At 43.3% G+C, this 17,763-nt stretch carries 11 protein-coding genes and 1 tRNA gene; 10 read left to right on the top strand and 2 right to left on the bottom strand.

From position 1 onward, the window contains the following. Together sppA and ACO4R2_RS09750 are read right to left on the bottom strand one after the other, a co-directional pair. A complete protein-coding gene (gene sppA, locus ACO4R2_RS09755; RefSeq protein ID WP_484770028.1) occupies positions 1-1,761 on the bottom strand; it encodes a signal peptide peptidase SppA in 1,761 nt (586 codons plus the stop codon). Positions 1,762-1,837: 76 nt separating this feature from the next. Continuing rightward, entirely contained in the window at positions 1,838-2,590 is a 753-nt protein-coding gene (locus ACO4R2_RS09750; RefSeq protein WP_484770027.1) for an exodeoxyribonuclease III, read from the bottom strand. Between the two features lie 179 nt (positions 2,591-2,769). Here ACO4R2_RS09750 and ACO4R2_RS09745 point away from each other — a divergent pair, with 179 nt between their 5' ends. The 10 genes from ACO4R2_RS09745 to ACO4R2_RS09700 all read left to right on the top strand — a co-directional run bounded on the left by ACO4R2_RS09745 (position 2,770) and on the right by ACO4R2_RS09700 (position 17,654). Continuing rightward, entirely contained in the window at positions 2,770-3,834 is a 1,065-nt protein-coding gene (locus tag ACO4R2_RS09745) for a DUF1573 domain-containing protein (RefSeq protein ID WP_484770026.1), read from the top strand. Between the two features lie 50 nt (positions 3,835-3,884). Beyond that, positions 3,885-3,957, top strand: a tRNA-Pro gene (locus tag ACO4R2_RS09740). Between the two features lie 754 nt (positions 3,958-4,711). Then, positions 4,712-7,309 carry a retropepsin-like aspartic protease gene (locus tag ACO4R2_RS09735; protein WP_484770025.1) on the top strand — a complete coding sequence of 866 codons (2,598 nt, stop codon included), beginning with the start codon at positions 4,712-4,714 and terminating at the stop codon, positions 7,307-7,309. A 184-nt stretch (positions 7,310-7,493) separates the two neighbouring features. After that, on the top strand, positions 7,494-8,798 hold the full coding sequence (locus ACO4R2_RS09730) for a S8 family serine peptidase (protein ID WP_484770024.1): 1,305 nt from the start codon (positions 7,494-7,496) through the stop codon (positions 8,796-8,798). A 105-nt stretch (positions 8,799-8,903) separates the two neighbouring features. Further along, the gene (xseA, locus tag ACO4R2_RS09725) at positions 8,904-10,190 is read left to right on the top strand and encodes an exodeoxyribonuclease VII large subunit (RefSeq protein WP_484770023.1); all 1,287 of its coding nucleotides are present in this window, start codon (positions 8,904-8,906) and stop codon (positions 10,188-10,190) included. Between the two features lie 28 nt (positions 10,191-10,218). Continuing rightward, positions 10,219-10,416 carry an exodeoxyribonuclease VII small subunit gene (xseB, locus tag ACO4R2_RS09720; protein ID WP_009347436.1) on the top strand — a complete coding sequence of 66 codons (198 nt, stop codon included), beginning with the start codon at positions 10,219-10,221 and terminating at the stop codon, positions 10,414-10,416. Then, positions 10,403-11,191: a tRNA (guanosine(46)-N7)-methyltransferase TrmB gene (gene trmB, locus ACO4R2_RS09715; protein WP_484770022.1), complete on the top strand. Its 789-nt coding sequence runs from the start codon at positions 10,403-10,405 to the stop codon at positions 11,189-11,191. Before xseB ends, trmB begins: the two co-directional genes overlap by 14 nt. Positions 11,192-11,216: 25 nt before the next feature. Next, positions 11,217-12,320 carry an Mrp/NBP35 family ATP-binding protein gene (locus ACO4R2_RS09710; protein WP_484770021.1) on the top strand — a complete coding sequence of 368 codons (1,104 nt, stop codon included), beginning with the start codon at positions 11,217-11,219 and terminating at the stop codon, positions 12,318-12,320. 148 nt (positions 12,321-12,468) lie between these two features. Next, the gene (locus ACO4R2_RS09705; protein ID WP_484770020.1) at positions 12,469-15,342 is read left to right on the top strand and encodes a hypothetical protein; all 2,874 of its coding nucleotides are present in this window, start codon (positions 12,469-12,471) and stop codon (positions 15,340-15,342) included. Positions 15,343-15,881: 539 nt separating this feature from the next. After that, complete coding sequence (locus ACO4R2_RS09700) at positions 15,882-17,654, top strand: oxaloacetate decarboxylase (protein ID WP_484770019.1); 1,773 nt, start codon at positions 15,882-15,884, stop codon at positions 17,652-17,654. Positions 17,655-17,763: the final 109 nt, after the last annotated feature.

Below are 17,763 nucleotides of genomic sequence, written 5' to 3'. Positions count from 1 at the left end.
TTATTTCAGGTTGGGCTCAAAGAACATACGCGCTTGGAGAGCGTCTCTGCCTCTTATACTTTCTGCAAAGCGCAGAGGATCATAGTATGTGCCCAATACTGTTTTTAATTTACGTTCCAGATAGTCCTCTTGTACGTTAGAAAGAAAATCACTGAAGAGGTTCGTTTCAATATCGGAAGTGGTTACTTCATAATCGATGAGTTTCGCGCGCTTAGCTGCTTCTACAATAGCGTCGTCAAGTGTTCCTAAGCGATCGACAAGTTTGAGTGCTAATGCTTGTTGACCAGTCCATACACGTCCTTGTCCTATTTCATTAACGCGTTGTGCTGTCATGTGTCGGCCTGCTGCAACACGACTGATGAAAAGTTTGTACCCTCTGTCAACATAGGCTTGCATAGCTGCACCTGCTGCTGGAGAAAGGTGTCCCGTTGCTGGTTCCAGATCATAGGCTTTATTGGTGCTGACAGCATCGAAATGTAAACCGAGTTTCCCTTCGAGCAAACCAGAAGCATCAGGAACCATACCAAAAATGCCAATACTACCTGTGAGTGTCGTAGGTTCGGAAATGATATAATCGGCACCGCAACTGATGTAGTAGCCGCCACTGGCAGCATAACCGCCCATAGAAACAACAACAGGTTTCTTCTTTTTGAGTAGTTCAACAGCGTGCCAAATTTGTTCTGAAGCATAAGCTGAACCTCCCGGTGAGTTCACGCGAAGTACAACGGCTTTTACATCCTTATCGTTAGCAAGAGCATCTAAATCTTCAACAACGTTCTTACCGATAATTTGCTCACCATTCAGTCCGTTCATATTCCCTTCCGCTCCAAAGATTTCTCCTGAAGCGTAATAAACAACAATTTTGGAGGACGAAGAACCTTCTTCATAGAGTTTCGCTAGTTCTGAAGCTTCAACAAGATTCACTTTCTGTCCGCCGAGCTGATCGCGCAAAGTTTTGCGTACTTCATCAATATAGGCCAAACCATCCACGAGTTTCTGCTTCACATAGTTGCTCGGCTCTGCTAAAGCTTGGTAGCGATCCGCATAAGCATTGAGACTGTCGATTGAGATATGTCGAGATGCGGATACCTCCTTGCAGATATTTCCCCATAGGCTGTTGAGCATAGATTGCGTCATTTCGCGATTGGCGGGGCTCATACCAGAGAGCATATAAGGTTCAACGGCACTCTTGTAAGTGCCAACACGGAAAATTTGCATCTTGACGCCCACTTTTTCCATGAGGTCTTTATAGAAGACGGGTTGAGCAGCGAGGCCGTGCCAATCCACCATTCCGCTAGGATTAACCAATACTTTATCGGCCACAGATGCCACATAGTAAGCTCCTTGTGTGTAGTTTTCGCCATAAGCAATGATAAACTTACCGCTCTCCTTGAAATCTAACAGAGCTTTGCGGAGTTCTTGCAGCGTGGCAAAGTCGGATTGGAGCATACCTCCTTCAATGTAGATACCTTTAATATCTTCGTCTTCGCTGGCCACTTTGATAGCTTTGATCATATCGTCAAGACCTTGTTGCTCAGCTAAGTCGTTGCCTAATAGTATCGCCCATGGATTGCTGCTGGCGCGATCTGAAATCGTTCCAGAAAGAGATATTCTCAAAATACTATTGTCTTCAATCATTGGTTTCTGATTGTCGGAGATAGCCAATGATACGAGCATCATGAGCCCCATAAAGAAAGAGAAAATCCCTACGAGCATAATGCCGACAACAGTTGCTAAAACATATTTGAAGAATTCTTTCATAGCTTGTTCTTATAATGTGGAAGGATAAAAAAGAGGAAAATTTCCCTCTGTTTGTCCTTGCTTATATATTTATGTATTACTTCAATACGACTTCAACTGGACAATGGTCCGAACCAAAAATCTCATTGTGGATGGAAGCTGAAACTAACTTGTCATTCAGACTGTTGGAGACGAGGAAATAGTCGATACGCCACCCCGCATTTTTTTCTCGAGCACGGAAGCGATAAGACCACCATGAGTAAGCTCCCGTCAAGTCGGGATTAAAAAAGCGGAAAGTATCAGTAAAGCCAGCATTAAGAAGCTGTGTCATCTTTTCGCGCTCTTCGTCCGTAAAACCTGCATTGCGACGATTGGTCTTCGGGTTTTTAAGATCTATTTCTTGGTGAGCTACATTCAAGTCGCCACAAACAATCACAGGCTTCTTCTTGTTCAACTCCAAGAGGTATTCTCGGAAAGCATCTTCCCAGGTCATGCGATAGTCAAGGCGGCGCAACCCATCTTGAGAGTTTGGAGTATAAACCGTAATTAGGAAAAAGTCGTCCATTTCCAGCGTGATAACACGTCCCTCATGGTCGTGTTCCTCACAGCCCAATCCGTAGGTCACATTGAGCGGATGATGTTTTGTAAAGATAGCCGTTCCCGAATAGCCTTTTTTCTCAGCGTAGTTCCAGTAACTTTCGTACCCTTCAAAGTTGATATCGAGTTGTCCCGCCTGCATTTTTGTTTCTTGCAAGCAAAAGAAGTCTGCGTCTAGGTTTCTAAAAGCTTCGCGGAAACCTTTTCCATCGCAAGCTCTTAGTCCATTCACATTCCAAGATATAAATTTCATACGTTTTTTTATAAGTGTAAGATTTCACTACCTCTACAGAGAGTGGGGTAAAATCTAAGTTTGAGAGAGTACAAAAATATGAAAGTTCTCTCATATTTGCAAAGTCACATGGCGAAAAATGACTAATTTTGCGCAGTACACAGTGTTCTGTGGCTTTTTATCAACCCGCAAAAGAAACAATGAGAAAGTATATATTTTTATCTCTTGCTGCAGCTCTTTTCTCCCTCGGGATGCAGGCTCAGCCAAGAATTAGTTTTTCTGAGACCCAGCACGATTTTGGTCAAATCATGTGGCGTAATCCAGCACAAACTATTTTTCGTGTTCGCAATACAGGCAACCAGCCATTGGAGATAAAGGCTGTGGAACCAGATTGCGGTTGCACGTTGGTGAGTTGGGACCAAACCTCGATAGCTCCAGGAGCGGAGGGCAAGATTATTGCTAAATATGACGCTGAACTTCTTGGACATTTCTATAAAGGTATTGCTGTTTATACCAATATAGGCGAGAATCCTTATTATCTCAATCTTGTTGGCCATGTGGTGATGCCAAGTGAAGGTAAAGCAGACAACTTTCCTGTTCACCTTGGCGACAAATGGCTCTCTACGGAGAATGTGGAGTTTGATGATGTGCGGCGTGGCGATCGTCCCGAACGTACCGTGGAGGTTTTCAATGCAGGGAAGAAACCTATGACGTTGGGGCTGATGCACCTCCCTCAGTATTTAGATGCTGATATTCAGCCCACAGTTCTTCATCCAGGTCGTAAAGCAAAAATAAGACTCACCTTAAAGTCGGATGCAGTTATGAGTATGGGCTTAACGCAGGCTTCCATTTATCTTTCCACTTATACGGGCGAGCGCATCAATCGTAACAACGAAATAAATGTGAGCGTCACGCTTCTTCCTGACAATAATTATTCGGAAGCTACTTTGGCATTAGCTCCCATTGCGCACTTGGATAGTACGCATGTAGAGCTCGGTTCGTTAGGAAACAAGAAACGACTTCATACTCAACTCTTTTTGTCGAATGAAGGGAAAAGTCCACTTTCTGTGAGTGCTTTGCAGGTGTATAATGCAGGAATCTCTGTCAGTCTCGACCGTCGAGAGATTAAACCAGGTGAGAAGGCAAAGATGAAAATTATTGTAAATAATTCAACACTACAGTTCAAAGGTCGCCGTCGTATTCTGCTCATTACCAATGACCCGAGAATACCGAAGTTAGCGATAGATGTGAACGTAAAAAAGTAAAGGAATAATTTGGTAGAACAAAAACAAAACTCTACTTTTGCACCCGCAATCGGAAAGTAGCGCAGTTGGTAGCGCACTACGTTCGGGACGTAGGGGTCGGGCGTTCGAGTCGCCTCTTTCCGACAAAACGCGGCAGAAGCTTTGAAGAAAAGTGGACGCCGCGTTTTTTGTTTTACTTTTTGAGTTCCTTCTTTCTGGTGGAAGAGTTTCTTTGATAAGGCGAATTGCTTCTAATATGTTAGCTTTGTACTCCGCTATGGTATCGCCCGCTCCAAAGATACCATCACAATTGCTGGAGTAAGCTCCGAAACTATCCCTGCGCGCACATATTGTGATAATTAACGTTTTCATTTATTTTTAGACGATAATGCGTTGCAAGATTTCTGCTTTTGTTAAAAAGCAGAAATCTATGTCCGTTATATCTTTATCCTCTTGCAGTCTCCTCCTTACCAGAAAAAACAACATATAAGGGAGGGAGAGAATCCTCCTATATTCCACATTCCTCCATTCCCTCTCTGCTACAATAAGCGAGTTGGCTGACGCAATAAGGCTATCGGCTCACATCCTTATTGAATCTCCATACGCAATAAGGATATTTATGCTCACCACACTTCTTCTCCAGAAAATGTTTGGGACAAGCTCAAGGAGAAGTCATAATGAAGTTACGGCTCTTATTCAGAAGGTGTATGCTTTTGTTTTCTGTATAAGTTGATTTTGTCGAGTGGTAGCTGTTTCGAAATATTGTTTTGGATGGACTGTTTTGGGGGAGAGTATACTTTCAGTTGGGAAGAATAGAGAGCTGTAAATTTGTAAAAGTCAGCTATTTTTCGGATATTTGCGGACGAAGTGTTATATTTTAAACCTCTCAGAGCAGTTTATGATGAAACGTATTCTCAATATTCTCTTTCTGTTTATAAGCATAGCGGCAAGTTGTCAAGCAGCATTGCCTGATTCTATTGCGAATCGCTGTGCAATGTTAGCAGCACGTGGAGAAGTGAGGCAGTTGCGCCCTCTCTATCGTCAACATAAGGCAGAACTCCCTACCTATGTGCGTCTTTTCTGCGATTTGTCCATTGCGCGTGCTGAGGGAGATAATCATCGCACGAATCAGTGTGTGGATTCACTTGTTAATAATTTTCCAAAACAAGTGGGGTCGGTAGGGCGCTTGGCCTTGACCGAACTGAAAGCAGAGAATCTTCTCAACGATGGACTTTATGAAGAGTTACAGGCGTATGCCGATCAGCAAATTCGCTATCTTAAACGTCATAATTTTAGAGCCGTACGCATCGATGTGTTTCGCGACTATGCGCAAAAGGCCGTTCGCTATGGAAGTAGCGGATCGAGTGGACGCATCTTAGGATTGGCCGAGCGCAGAAGCGATTTTGAGTTGCTAAAAGCTTATCGCTCCGAACCATCGCTCACGGCCTTTGCTCGACTCACCGCGCGAGCAGAACTGGCGCGTGCATTTAATCGTCCCGATGTGGCGTGTGCGTCGGCCGATAGTTTGCTGCGTTTTTATGCTGATTCGCTGAATGCTGAAGTGCAAACCACTTATGCTACAACTTGCATAGAAAATTATATCTCTCAAGGGCTTTGGGAGAAGTTTGCTGATTTCTGCGAATTTGCCACAACACTCCCCCAGTTGCGCGCTGTTCCTATGGAGACTTTCGCGAGTATCGCTCGCGAATTGCGCAATGAACAACCTTTTGTTCTTGAGCAACCCTCAACGCCAACATCCGTCCCCACTACGCGCGACTGGCCTTTGCTTCTGCCTGCATCTATTAACGGAGGAAGTAATGTGTATTTTCACCTCAACACTGGACAGCATCGGACCATTATCACCGAAGCCGATGCTCGACAATTTGGAGCGCGCGTGCTCAATGTGACATTAAGCGTGAACACCATGTTTGGGAAAGTGGATGTTCGGCCAGCTTTCCTGCGCGAGCTTCGTGTGGGGAGCGTTCGCTTCCGGAATCTTTTGGTCTATGTATTTCCAGCAGCGGCAATGACTGCAGATATAAAGCCCGAAACCTGTCGTATTCTGGGCAATCGTGAGTTGATGCGCTTGGGCGAGATATGTATCTATCCAGAAAAGATTGTGTTTGCTCCTTCTCGGATGGATTTTAGTAAGAGCCAACCCAATTTGCGTCTTAATGATAATTACAGACTTCAGCTTCAGGCTGAATACGAGGGTGCAACTTGCGGTTTGAGTTTGGAAAGCGGTTCGCCGGGTAATGTGTTGTCAGCAGTGGTATTTCCTCCTGAAGAAACCGATACGCTCGATTTCCACCTTACGCTCAATGGTGAGTGCGCCCTTGTGCCAGCAGTAGAACTCAGTGAGGTAAAAGATGGAAACTCTTGCGGTATTTTAGGCTTGCCCTTCCTGCGTGGTTTTTCTCTTGTACGCTTCGACTTCGGCGGGATGAAACTCACGATTGAAGGAAAGCAACAGTACAACCAAAGATACTTGGCCGACTATACCGCAGATGGAGATCTTTTCGGGTTAGAACGTAACGCCCCTGCTTTGCAGGTCGTGGCCGATGATTCTGTGACGTCTGATTTTCTCCGATTTTTGGTGGATAAAGGAAAGAATGTTCCCAATTCTGTCATTTCGTTAGCACGTCGTCTTGAGCCAGCTTTGTTCGGAAGTAGGACAGAAGAAGAACTGCTCATGGTAGAAACCGAAAAAGTGCGCGCTTTAGGGGTTATAGGGCATTATGCGGAAGCCTCCGCAGATTGCCGTAAGTTGCTTGATAATAACGCCTTTTCGGGTTCTGCCCGATTGAAGATACAGCGCTATGAGCAGTTGCTCCGCGCTGCTATTCCATTTGGTGTTCCACAATATCTCTCCACGGTCGATTCCCTTACAGTGCCTTTCAATCAAACGGATAAAACAGTGAGTGTACAAGTAGGGGCGAAGCCTTATGCTGCCTGCATTGATATCACACAGCCAATAACAACCATATCGATGAAAGCCGTTCAGAAATTAGGCGCTCATATCTTTTTCCACGATGCTCATGACACCTACGCTATATTGCCTGAATTAAGCATCGGTACGGCGCGCTTCCGTAATATATTCTGTAAGGTCGTTGATGGTAAAGATATTAAAATTGTGTTAGGTTTCAATCTCTTCCGTTTGGTTCCGCAACTCACATTAACGCAAAACCAACTTATCTTGAGCAAACGGCAAACGAGAAATGGTATTCCTTTGCGTTTCGATAAATACCTCTGTGCACAAGGTGAAACCAATGCAGGCTATGTGACATTGCGGTTAAAGATGAATGGGCAGAACTCACTTCTGTATATGAAAGAGACTCCCGTGAGTGTGGCAGGAGCGAAGATTCAAGCCTCTGATGCAGTGCCTGGCGACTACAATGAACAGGAAAATCCCTATCAAGGCGAAATCTCTATCGACTATCTCATCAACCGACAAGGACGCGTTACATTCGACTGGGAAAAGATGAAAATGGAGTAGGGGAGATGCGGCAATGGATTATAGAACCCATAAGTTGTCCTCCCATAGAAAAAAGAAAAAGAGTATCTTTGCAGAAGAAATAAAAATAGCAATAATGAGAACATTGAATATCTTGTGCTTTGTCACTTTGTGTTTCCTTTTTAGCACTCCAGTTGTTGCACAGCATCAATCAAAAATGCAGGCGATGCCTAAAACTTATCGCTTCCGCGTGACGCTTACGGATAAGAAAAATAATACATATTCGCTCAAGCGCCCCCAGGAATTTCTCTCAGCAAAAGCTCTTGAGCGTCGTCAACGCTATAAGATAAAGGTGGATCACTATGATCTTCCCGTTTCGCCCAACTATCTCCAAGTGTTGCGCCAAGAAGGACTGAAAATCCACAATGTGTCAAAATGGAACAACACAGTGGTGGTAGAAACTACTGATACGCTGAAAATGGCCGCCATTCGGATGCTTCCTTTTGTCAAAGCAACGCGTCTTGTCTGGATTGGTCCAGACTCAATAGATGCTTCCTCCAATGAAGAACGTTATGAACTTATAAAAAATATAGAAACAGACACGCTCGACAATTTTTATGGTTATGCACAAGAACAAGTGGAGATGCTCAACACGCAGAAGCTTCATCAAGCAGGATTTCGTGGAGAAGGTATGACGATAGCTGTACTTGATGGAGGCTTTCTCAATACCGATATTATACCAGGTCTTCGTAGTGCAAAGATTCTTGGTACACGCAACTTTGCTGAGCCGGGCAAGTCTGTTTACGACTGGCAATCTCATGGAACAATGGTTCTTTCATGTATTGCTACTAATCATCCCCATTTCCTTGTTGGTACTGCTCCTGAAGCCAGTTTTTATTTGCTTCAGAGTGAAGACTCTAAGACGGAACAACTTGTGGAAGAGGACAATTATGCAGCAGCTCTTGAATATGCCGATAGTTTGGGTGTTGATGTGGTGACAGCTTCTTTGGGTTACTATAATTTCGACTATCCCGAGATGAATCATACTTATGCCGATCTGAATGGTCGCACAGCTGTTAATAGTATTGCAGCATCATTGGCAGCTTCTCGTGGTTTGCTCGTTCTCAACTCTGCGGGAAATGAAGGTAACGGCCGATGGAAGAAAATCAACTTTCCCTCTGATGCTACCGACATCTTGACGGTTGGCGCAGTAGCTGCAGATAGTATCAATACAAATTTCTCTTCTTTGGGTTATACTGCTGATGGGCGCGTGAAACCTGATGCGATGGCGATGGGGCGTGATTGTGCACTTTTCTATCCCAGCGGAAATGTAGATACGGCAAACGGAACAAGTTTCTCTTGTCCTATCCTTGCTGGTGCTGTCACTTGTCTCTGGCAAGCTCATCGCGATAAAACTCCGCTTGAGATCATGAAAGCGGTTCGTGAAGCGGGCAACTATTACAAAAAGCCGAATGAAGTTTTCGGTTATGGTATTCCTGATTTGTGGAAAGCTAATCAAGCTCTTAAATAAAACGTTGCTTAATGCGTTAATTAAGTATATGTCAAAAAATAGCATTAACACATTAACACATTAACACATTAACACATTAACACATTAACACATTAACTTCTCCTTATGACTTCCATTTCCCTTTCCGAACTTAACGCCCTTGTGAGGGATACCCTGCACTACCAGATGCCAGATAGCTATTGGGTTGTGGCTGAAATCGCCAGTGTTAGTGTGAGGGGAAATGGGCATTGTTATCTGGAGTTTGTGGAGCGCGATCCCCACGATGGCTTAGTTGCTAAAGCTTCGGCTCATATTTGGCGTAATACCTTTGCACTGCTTCGCTCCCACTTTGAGCGTGCCACGGGGCAAACTTTAGCAGCAGGAATGAAGGTGCTTGTTGAGGTAGAGGTAGACTTTCATGAAGTATATGGTTATAGTCTGAATATTCTTGATATTGACCCAACCTACACAATGGGAGATATGGCACGTCGTCGCCAAGAAATTTTAGAACAGTTGCGAGAAGATGGCGTGTTGGAAATGAACAAAGCACTCGTGCTCCCACGCCCGCTGAGTCGTATCGCTGTTATTTCGAGCGAGACAGCAGCTGGATATGGCGACTTCTGCAACCAAATGAATCAAAAGCCCTATAAGTTTACGTTAAAACTCTTCCCGGCTATCATGCAGGGAAATACTGTTGAGAATAGCGTGATTGCAGCTTTGGAGAAGATAGCTGCCGAAGAGGAAAAATGGGATGCTGTAGCAATTATTCGCGGTGGAGGTGCAGTGAGCGACCTTAACGGTTTCGATTCCTACTTGCTGGCTGCTAATGTGGCACAATTTCCTCTTCCCATCCTTACAGGTATCGGCCATGAGCGTGATGATACGGTTATTGACTTTGTTGCACACACACGATTGAAGACACCAACAGCTGTCGCGGCTTTTCTCCTTGACGCGCGTGAAAAAGAAATCCGAGAGGTGGAAGCGTTGGAAGAGACTTTGCAGCGTGCAGCTACTCTCTTTCTGCGTGATTGCAACGAACATTTCCAACAATTGGCCCATCGTTTCCAGTTGGCTTCCGAGCAGTTTTCCAATTTGCGCCGCGAACGCTTGCTTCGTCTGATGGGGCGACTCGAATTACTCACGCAACAACGTTTGCAGAATGAGCAGCATCGTCTCGATCTCATTCCCGAACGTATTACTGCAGCGATAGAACATCGCTTGGAGCGCGAAGACCGAACATTGAAACTGTTAGAGCAAAATGTGCGACTGGCCAGTCCGGAACGCATTTTGAAATTAGGTTTCAGTATAACAACGCTCAACGGGAAAGTCGTAAGGAAAGCATCCCAACTGAAACCTGGCGACCGCTTACAAACGCAGTTTGAGGATGGAGCAGTAAGCAGCATTGTTGAATAAAAAAAGAAAGCTATACGACATAAGAAATATGGCAAAAGAACAAACTTACGAAACGGCATTGGCGCGATTGGAAGAAATCGTGGAGAGTTTCGAGCAGAATACGCTCGAACTGGATGAGCTGAGTGTTCGCCTCAAAGAGGCACAAAAACTTCTTAAGTTCTGCAAGGACAAACTTGTCAAAACTGATGCAGATGTAAAAAAGATACTTGCAGATGGGAAAGAATAAACTGGCGAAATTCGCCGATATGGAACGTTTTGAGAATGTGTTTCAATGTCCAGAGCGCGAACTCTGTAATGGAGTGTCGATGACCAATCCTGTTTACGATTTGAAACCGGGACATTGGCACGATACGTATTTCAAGAACAGCAACCCCATCGTTCTTGAATTGGGGTGTGGACGTGGAGAATACACGGTGGGCTTGGCACGACTTTTTCCCGATAAAAACTTCATTGGTGTGGACATCAAAGGTTCGCGGATGTGGACTGGTGCAAAGGATTCGTTGGAGAATAATTTGAGGAATGTGGCATTCTTGCGTACAGGGATAGAATTTATTGATCGTTTCTTTGAGGCTGGCGAAGTGAGTGAAATCTGGCTGACATTCTCAGACCCTCAAATGAAGAAGCCCACAAAGCGTCTCACTTCTACTTACTTCCTGGAGCGCTATCGCCGTATCTTGAAAGATAGCGGCATTGTTCATGTGAAGACGGATAGCAACTTCCTCTTTACCTATACGAAGTATATGATTGCTGCTAATAATCTCCCCGTGGACTATCGCACCGAAGATCTTTATCAAACAGAACTCAGCGAGGAGGACAAAGCAATTTTAGGTATTCAGACTTATTACGAGCAGCAATGGCTCAGTCGTGGTTTCACGATTAAATACCTCAAATTCCATCTTCCGCAAGAAGGTGAACTCCAAGAGCCAGATGTAGAAATCGAACTGGACTCTTACCGCTCCTACAATCGTAACAAGCGTTCCGGACTCACGACCGCAAAATAATATTTTAGAACATAACAAATAGAACATGACATTATATCCCAAAATGATTACCGATGTTTTGGAAAAAGTTCACTATCCAGGCAATGGTAAAAACCTCGTTGAGGCTAATATGGTAGAGGATGATATTCGCATCAACGGAATGAACGTCTCCTTCTCCCTTATTTTTGAAAAGAGTACAGATCCCTTTATTAAATCCGTCGTAAAGTCGGCTGAATCAACCATTCACGCGTTTGTAAGTAAGGATGTAAATGTGGCGATCAGTGTGAAGAGTTTGCAAGCAGCACGTCCCGAACCTGGTAAGATGCTACCAGGCGTGAAGAATGTCATCGCGGTGAGCAGCGGTAAAGGCGGAGTAGGCAAAAGTACTGTATCGGCCAACTTAGCCGTAGCTCTGGCGCAGATGGGCTATAAGGTAGGACTTCTCGACGCAGATATTTTTGGACCGAGTGTACCGAAGATGTTTCATGTAGAAGGTGCGCAGATTTTTATGGAGAAGAAAGAAGGGCGCGAACTCATCATTCCTGCCGAGAAATATGGTGTAAAACTTCTCTCCATCGGTTTCTTTGTCAATCCAGATACTGCAACGCTTTGGCGAGGCGGTATGGCTTCCAACGCTCTTAAGCAACTTATAGCTGATGCCGATTGGGGCGATCTCGACTATTTTGTGCTGGACACGCCGCCGGGCACAAGCGACATTCACTTAACGCTACTTCAATCTTTGGCCATCACGGGAGCCGTAATCGTTTCCACGCCGCAGAATGTGGCTCTAGCAGATGCGCGCAAGGGTATTGATATGTATCAAAACGATAAAGTGAATGTTCCTATCTTAGGACTTGTAGAAAATATGGCTTGGTTTACACCTGCCGAACTCCCCGAAAATCGCTACTATATTTTTGGTAAAGAGGGGGTGAAACGTTTGGCAGAAGAGATGAACGTTCCACTACTTGGCCAAATTCCCATTGTGCAGAGCATTTGCAATAGTGGAGATGAAGGCGAACCCGTAGCCGTTCATGCTGATAGCCTCACAGGTACAGCCTTTCGCAACCTTGCTGAAGCTGTGGTGCGCGAAACGGAACGCCGCAATGCAGAGTTGAAGCCCACAGAAATTGTGAAGATAACAACGAAATAAAGCTCCATAGTAGTTTAAATTCCTATGTAAACACAAACCCTCCACACTGAGTGCAGGAGGTTTGTGTTTTTATAACCGTTTGTCCAAGAAGTGATGATCTGAATAACGTGAGTTCAACGAACTCACGTTAGATACATAAGTATAAAATATGAAAGCAGTTAAATTAATATTTTTACTGACCTTGAGCCTTGTGCTTGTTGAAATTCAAGCTCAAGAGACTAAAGATCACTATTTTTATGGTGGTGTTTTTGATGTCCTTACTCGCCAAATTGTAGATAGTGTAACGGTTGATTTATTGGACATTGACGGAAATGTGTCAAGAAGTATGACTACTAAAAAAGATGTTATAGTTGGTTATGACAATGCTACTTGGTATTTTTATTGTAATCAACATACGCAAAAACAAAGAGCTCGTTTTTCTGCAAAAGGGTATGAAAGCAAAGAAGTAGATATACCCGCTTTACATTTTTCCAAGCGTGAATTTAGCCGTCAATTATTTAATGTTTATCTCCACCGTTCTAGGGAACAACAACTCGGAGAAGCAACCATTGTTGCCACCAAAATAAAATTCTATCATCGTGGTGACACATTAATATATAATGCTGATGCCTTTCAACTGGGAGAAGGTTCTATGTTAGATGTTCTGATTCGTCAACTTCCAGGGACAACATTAAAGAAAGATGGGCGCATATTCGTTAATGGCCGCCAAGTGGAATCTCTTCTTTTGAATGGAGAAGATTTCTTTGGAAAAGATGGAGGCATTTTACTGAATAATTTGCCTGCTTACATGGTTAAGCAAGTACAAGTCTTTGAAAAACAAGGAAAACTAAATGAGCGCGTTGGTAAAGATGTGGAAAAACGTGAATTTGTAATGGACGTGCGTTTGAAAAAACAATATAATATTGGCTGGGTAGGCCAAATTCTTGCAGGTCTTGGCACAAATGAACGCTATCTTTCTCGACTTTTTGCACTACGCTTTACCCCTCAATCACGACTCTCTTTTTATGGAAACGCAAACAATCTAAGTACGTTACGGCAGCCTGGTCAAGATGACGGCTGGACGCCTGATGATATGGACGACAATAGAATTACTACACAGCAAGTAGGAATAGACTTATTGGTTAACGGTCGTGATGGGCGTTTCTCTGTAAATAGTAATACTAAAGTAGAACATCAGTTGACCAATGGTTTAGAAATTATTAGTCAAGAGTTATTTTTGCCACAAGGCAATTCTTTTAAGCAGAGTTGGAATAATAGCCACACCAACAGGCTATCTTTTTCTTCCGAAAATAGATTAGAGTTACATCCTTACAAACAAACATGGTACAATGTTTCGTATAATTTATCATACGGCAAAAGACATCAAAACAGCGCTGGGACTAATGCAACTTTCTTAGAAAAACCGAATAATTCTTTCTCGTACAAGTTACGCGATTCACTACGATTACAGTCGCTTCCCGAATACATAAGAAAAAACACACTAAATCGTAACTATCAAGAAAATATAGGTAGCAATCGAGACTTTGCTACGTCTGGTCAAGTGACGATGCAGAAAAGAGTTTTCTCAAATGATATGATATATCTCTCGGGAAGTATTTCGTATGCCCAAGCAAAGGGGAAAACTTTTGAAACGTTATTAACAGATATGCCTTATAGCTATCTGCTAAATACGGATTTCCGAAACCGCTATGCGAATCACTCACCTAATCGGACTACTAACTTTAATTTCACGACCTTTTACTTCTATTGGCTAAATAACAATGTTGTCTTGATACCTCATTATAGCATTGATGCGCAAACCTCGCGCTCTCGTTACGCATTATACAACTTACATAAGCTACCCGGATACGCTTATCCCACATATCCAACACTTGGAACGATTCCCAATGATGATTTTTCAAATACGATAGACACACAAAACTCCTACTGCTTAAAAGAACACACTCTTTTACAGACATTTAAGGTTTCCACGAAATGGCAAACGATATCTTGGTTTGCGCAATTGGAACTTCCTCTAAAAATAACAAATAAACACCTCACTTATGCCAAAGGTTCTTTCGATAATACATTTACAAAAAACTATTGCTTTTTTGAACCAACTCTGGATATATATTATAAATGGGGAGAACAAATTAAACGTAAACTTGAATTCAAGTACGTTTGGCAGCATAACCTTCCGCTAATGACGGATTACGTAGAAGAGATAAACAACGCAAATCCTCTTGTTCATTATATCGGTAATGTCTCTATAAAGAATAGCGATGAACATTCGTTGGAGTTTACTTATGAAAAGAACAACGAAACAACGAAAAGAAGTATCAGAACAGGTTTGCAAGTACTATTTAGTCCAACAGACATAAGCGATATAACTTCTTTCGATTACACATCTGGTATCACGCTCTACCAAAAAGGAAACACACACGGCAGTTATTGGCTTTGTCATACCCTTTCTTATACATCGCCAATTAGCTCTCCAAATTCTCCTTGGAGTTTCCAAAACGATTGGTTGCTACAATATGTACACGGAGTTGATCTAGCTCAACAAAACAAAAAAAATATTCGAAGCATTGTACGCACAACTTGGTTAACTAACAATGCCTCATTAGATTATACTAAAGGGGAATGGCATTTCTCTTTGAATCTTGGGGGAGAATGGAATAGTGCAATTAGCAAGCAGCAGAATTTTTCTACTATCAACATTGGTAATTTAAAGTATGGCCTTAGCCTTACTATTCCAAAGATTTATGGCATTCAATTGTCTACAGATTTCTTTGTTTACAATCGTTTTGGTTATACGCAATCTTTGAAAAAACCTGAATATATTTGGAACGCAAGACTTAGCCGTAGCTTTGGAGAAAACTGGTTAGTCTACTTCGACGGCTTTGATTTGTTGCACCAATTATCAGGTATCTCTCAAACTATCAATTCACAAGGACGAACTGAAACTGTCCGCTATCCGATCAGTCGTTATGGTATGTTTCACCTTGTTCATAAGTTTAATCCATCAAGAAGGAAGAAATGAAGGTTCATCCCCTAATTGTGCTGGTACTTTTCTTTGCTCATAAATACCTGTACAATTCGGGGATGAACCAAAAATATCCTTATTGCTTTTGAGGATGCAATAAGGAAATGAGCTGAGAGGCTTATTGTGTCAGCTGATACGCTTATTGTAGTTGGGGATATGATAAGTAATACGAAAACCAACTCCTCCTTACATATTGCTTTTTGTTGTCACGTCGTCACACTTCTTAGTTAACGTATAGAAATAGTATCTGTTATAGGCGTGACAATGGTATAAAAACAGCGTGACAATGAAATTTTGTTGTCATACTGTATAATATTTTGGTTATCAGAGTGCTCTCTCCTTTGTGACGACGTGACAACAAAAAATGAGTTTTTTAGGTAGGAGTAAAATAGGATGAGAAGAAAGAAAGGAAAACATTGTATATTCCAGTTTTCAATATAGCGAAAGTAAAGGGCAGAGAACGCGAAAAACGAGTGTACAATCTTGATTGCTAAAATAAATTGTTAAATTCGCGTCCAAATAATAGATTGTAATATATGACAGCAAAACGTAAAATCCAGTTCAGCCTTGTCTATCGTGACATGTTCCAGTCCTACGGTAAATTTCAGCCGCGCAAGGACCAGTTGGAACGCATTGCACCTGTTATCATCAAGATGGGGTGTTTTGCTCGTGTAGAAACCAATGGTGGTGCTTTTGAGCAAGTGAATCTTCTCTACGGCGAGAATCCCAACGATGCAGTACGCGCGTTTACAAAGCCTTTTAACGAAGTGGGCATTAAAACGCACATGCTCGACCGCGGTCTCAACGCTCTCCGTATGTTTCCCTGTCCTGACGATCTCCGTCAGTTGCAGTACAAGGTGAAGCACGCACAAGGTGTTGACATCACACGCATATTCTGCGGCTTGAACGATGTTCGTAATATTATCCCCAGTATCAAATGGGCTCTTGAAGCAGGTATGACCCCGCAGGCAACGCTCTGTATCACTAATTCTCCGATTCATACGGTAGAATACTACAGCGGCATTGCAGACCAACTCATTGAAGCTGGTGCTCCTGAAATCTGCTTGAAAGATATGGCAGGTATTGGTCAGCCAGCATTGCTCGGAAAGTTGACCAATGTTATCAAGACCAAGCACCCAGATATTATCATCGAGTATCATAGCCATTCCGGTCCAGGTCTGAATATGGCCAGCATTTTGGAGGTTTGTAAGAATGGTGCCGATATTATTGATGTGGCCATGGAACCTCTGTCATGGGGTAAAGGTCATGCCGATGTTATCTCCGTGCAGAGTATGCTGAAGAATTATGGTTTCGATGTTCCCGAAATCAATATGCAAGCTTACATGGAAGCACGCGCTTTGACGCAAGAGTTTGTTGACGACTTCTTGGGCTATTTCATGAATCCTCAAAACCACTTCATGAGTTCATTGCTCTTAGGTTGTGGTCTGCCGGGCGGTATGATGGGTTCAATGATGGCCGATCTCAAAGGCGCGATGCAAGCTATCAATAACAATCGCGAAAAGAACGGCGAGCCAGCTTACACCGAGGACGAACTGCTCATCAAGCTCTTTGATGAAGTGGGCTATGTATGGCCTCGCGTAGGTTATCCTCCTTTGGTAACACCTTTCAGCCAGTATGTTAAAAACATTGCCTTGATGAACCTCCTTACGGAATCAATGGGCAAACCACGTTTCTCCATGATGGACGAAAATATGTGGGGTATGATTCTCGGTAAGTCTGGTAAGTTGCCTGGAGAGGTTGCTCCCGAGATTATTGCGCTTGCAAAAGAGCAGAACCGTGAGTTCTATACAGGCAATCCGCGTGAACTCTATCCAAACTGTCTCGATAAGTTCCGTAAGGAAATGGAAGAGAATGGATGGGAACTCGGATCTGATGATGAAGAGCTCTACGAGTTTGCCATGCATGAGACACAGTATCGCGCTTACAAGGACGGTTCAGCTAAGAAGCAATTCCTCGCCGATTTGCAAGCAGCCAAGGATAAGGCCATGAGCAAGGGTGTTTCTCCCGAAGAAGCTTTGGCTTTGAAGCACGCTAACGCAGATGCCGTTGTGGCTCCAGAGGCAGGTATCGTTCTGTGGGAAATCAATGGCGATGGCGAAAACGTTCAGAGCATTGAGCCTTACATTGGTAAACAATACAAGGAAGGCGATTTCTTCTGCTACATTGAGAACAACCACGGCCAGATTCTTGAAATCCCCGCAGCTCTCGGCGGTAAGTTAGTAGAGATTGCTGCTAAGCAAGGCGGTCATGTAGCCAAAGGCGATGTATTAGCATACATTCAGCGATAAGATAGTATTAGGCTTTTGCCTTGTAAAAAATAACGAGACACAAACTACAGCGAAAATTCGCAATGAGTTTGTGTCTCGTTGTTTTTTGTCTTACTCTCGATAGGAGAGG

The organism is Alloprevotella sp. (assembly GCF_057240785.1).
Note: the sequence above shows the minus strand (reverse complement) of the source record. Positions and strands in the feature narration are given on the sequence as shown.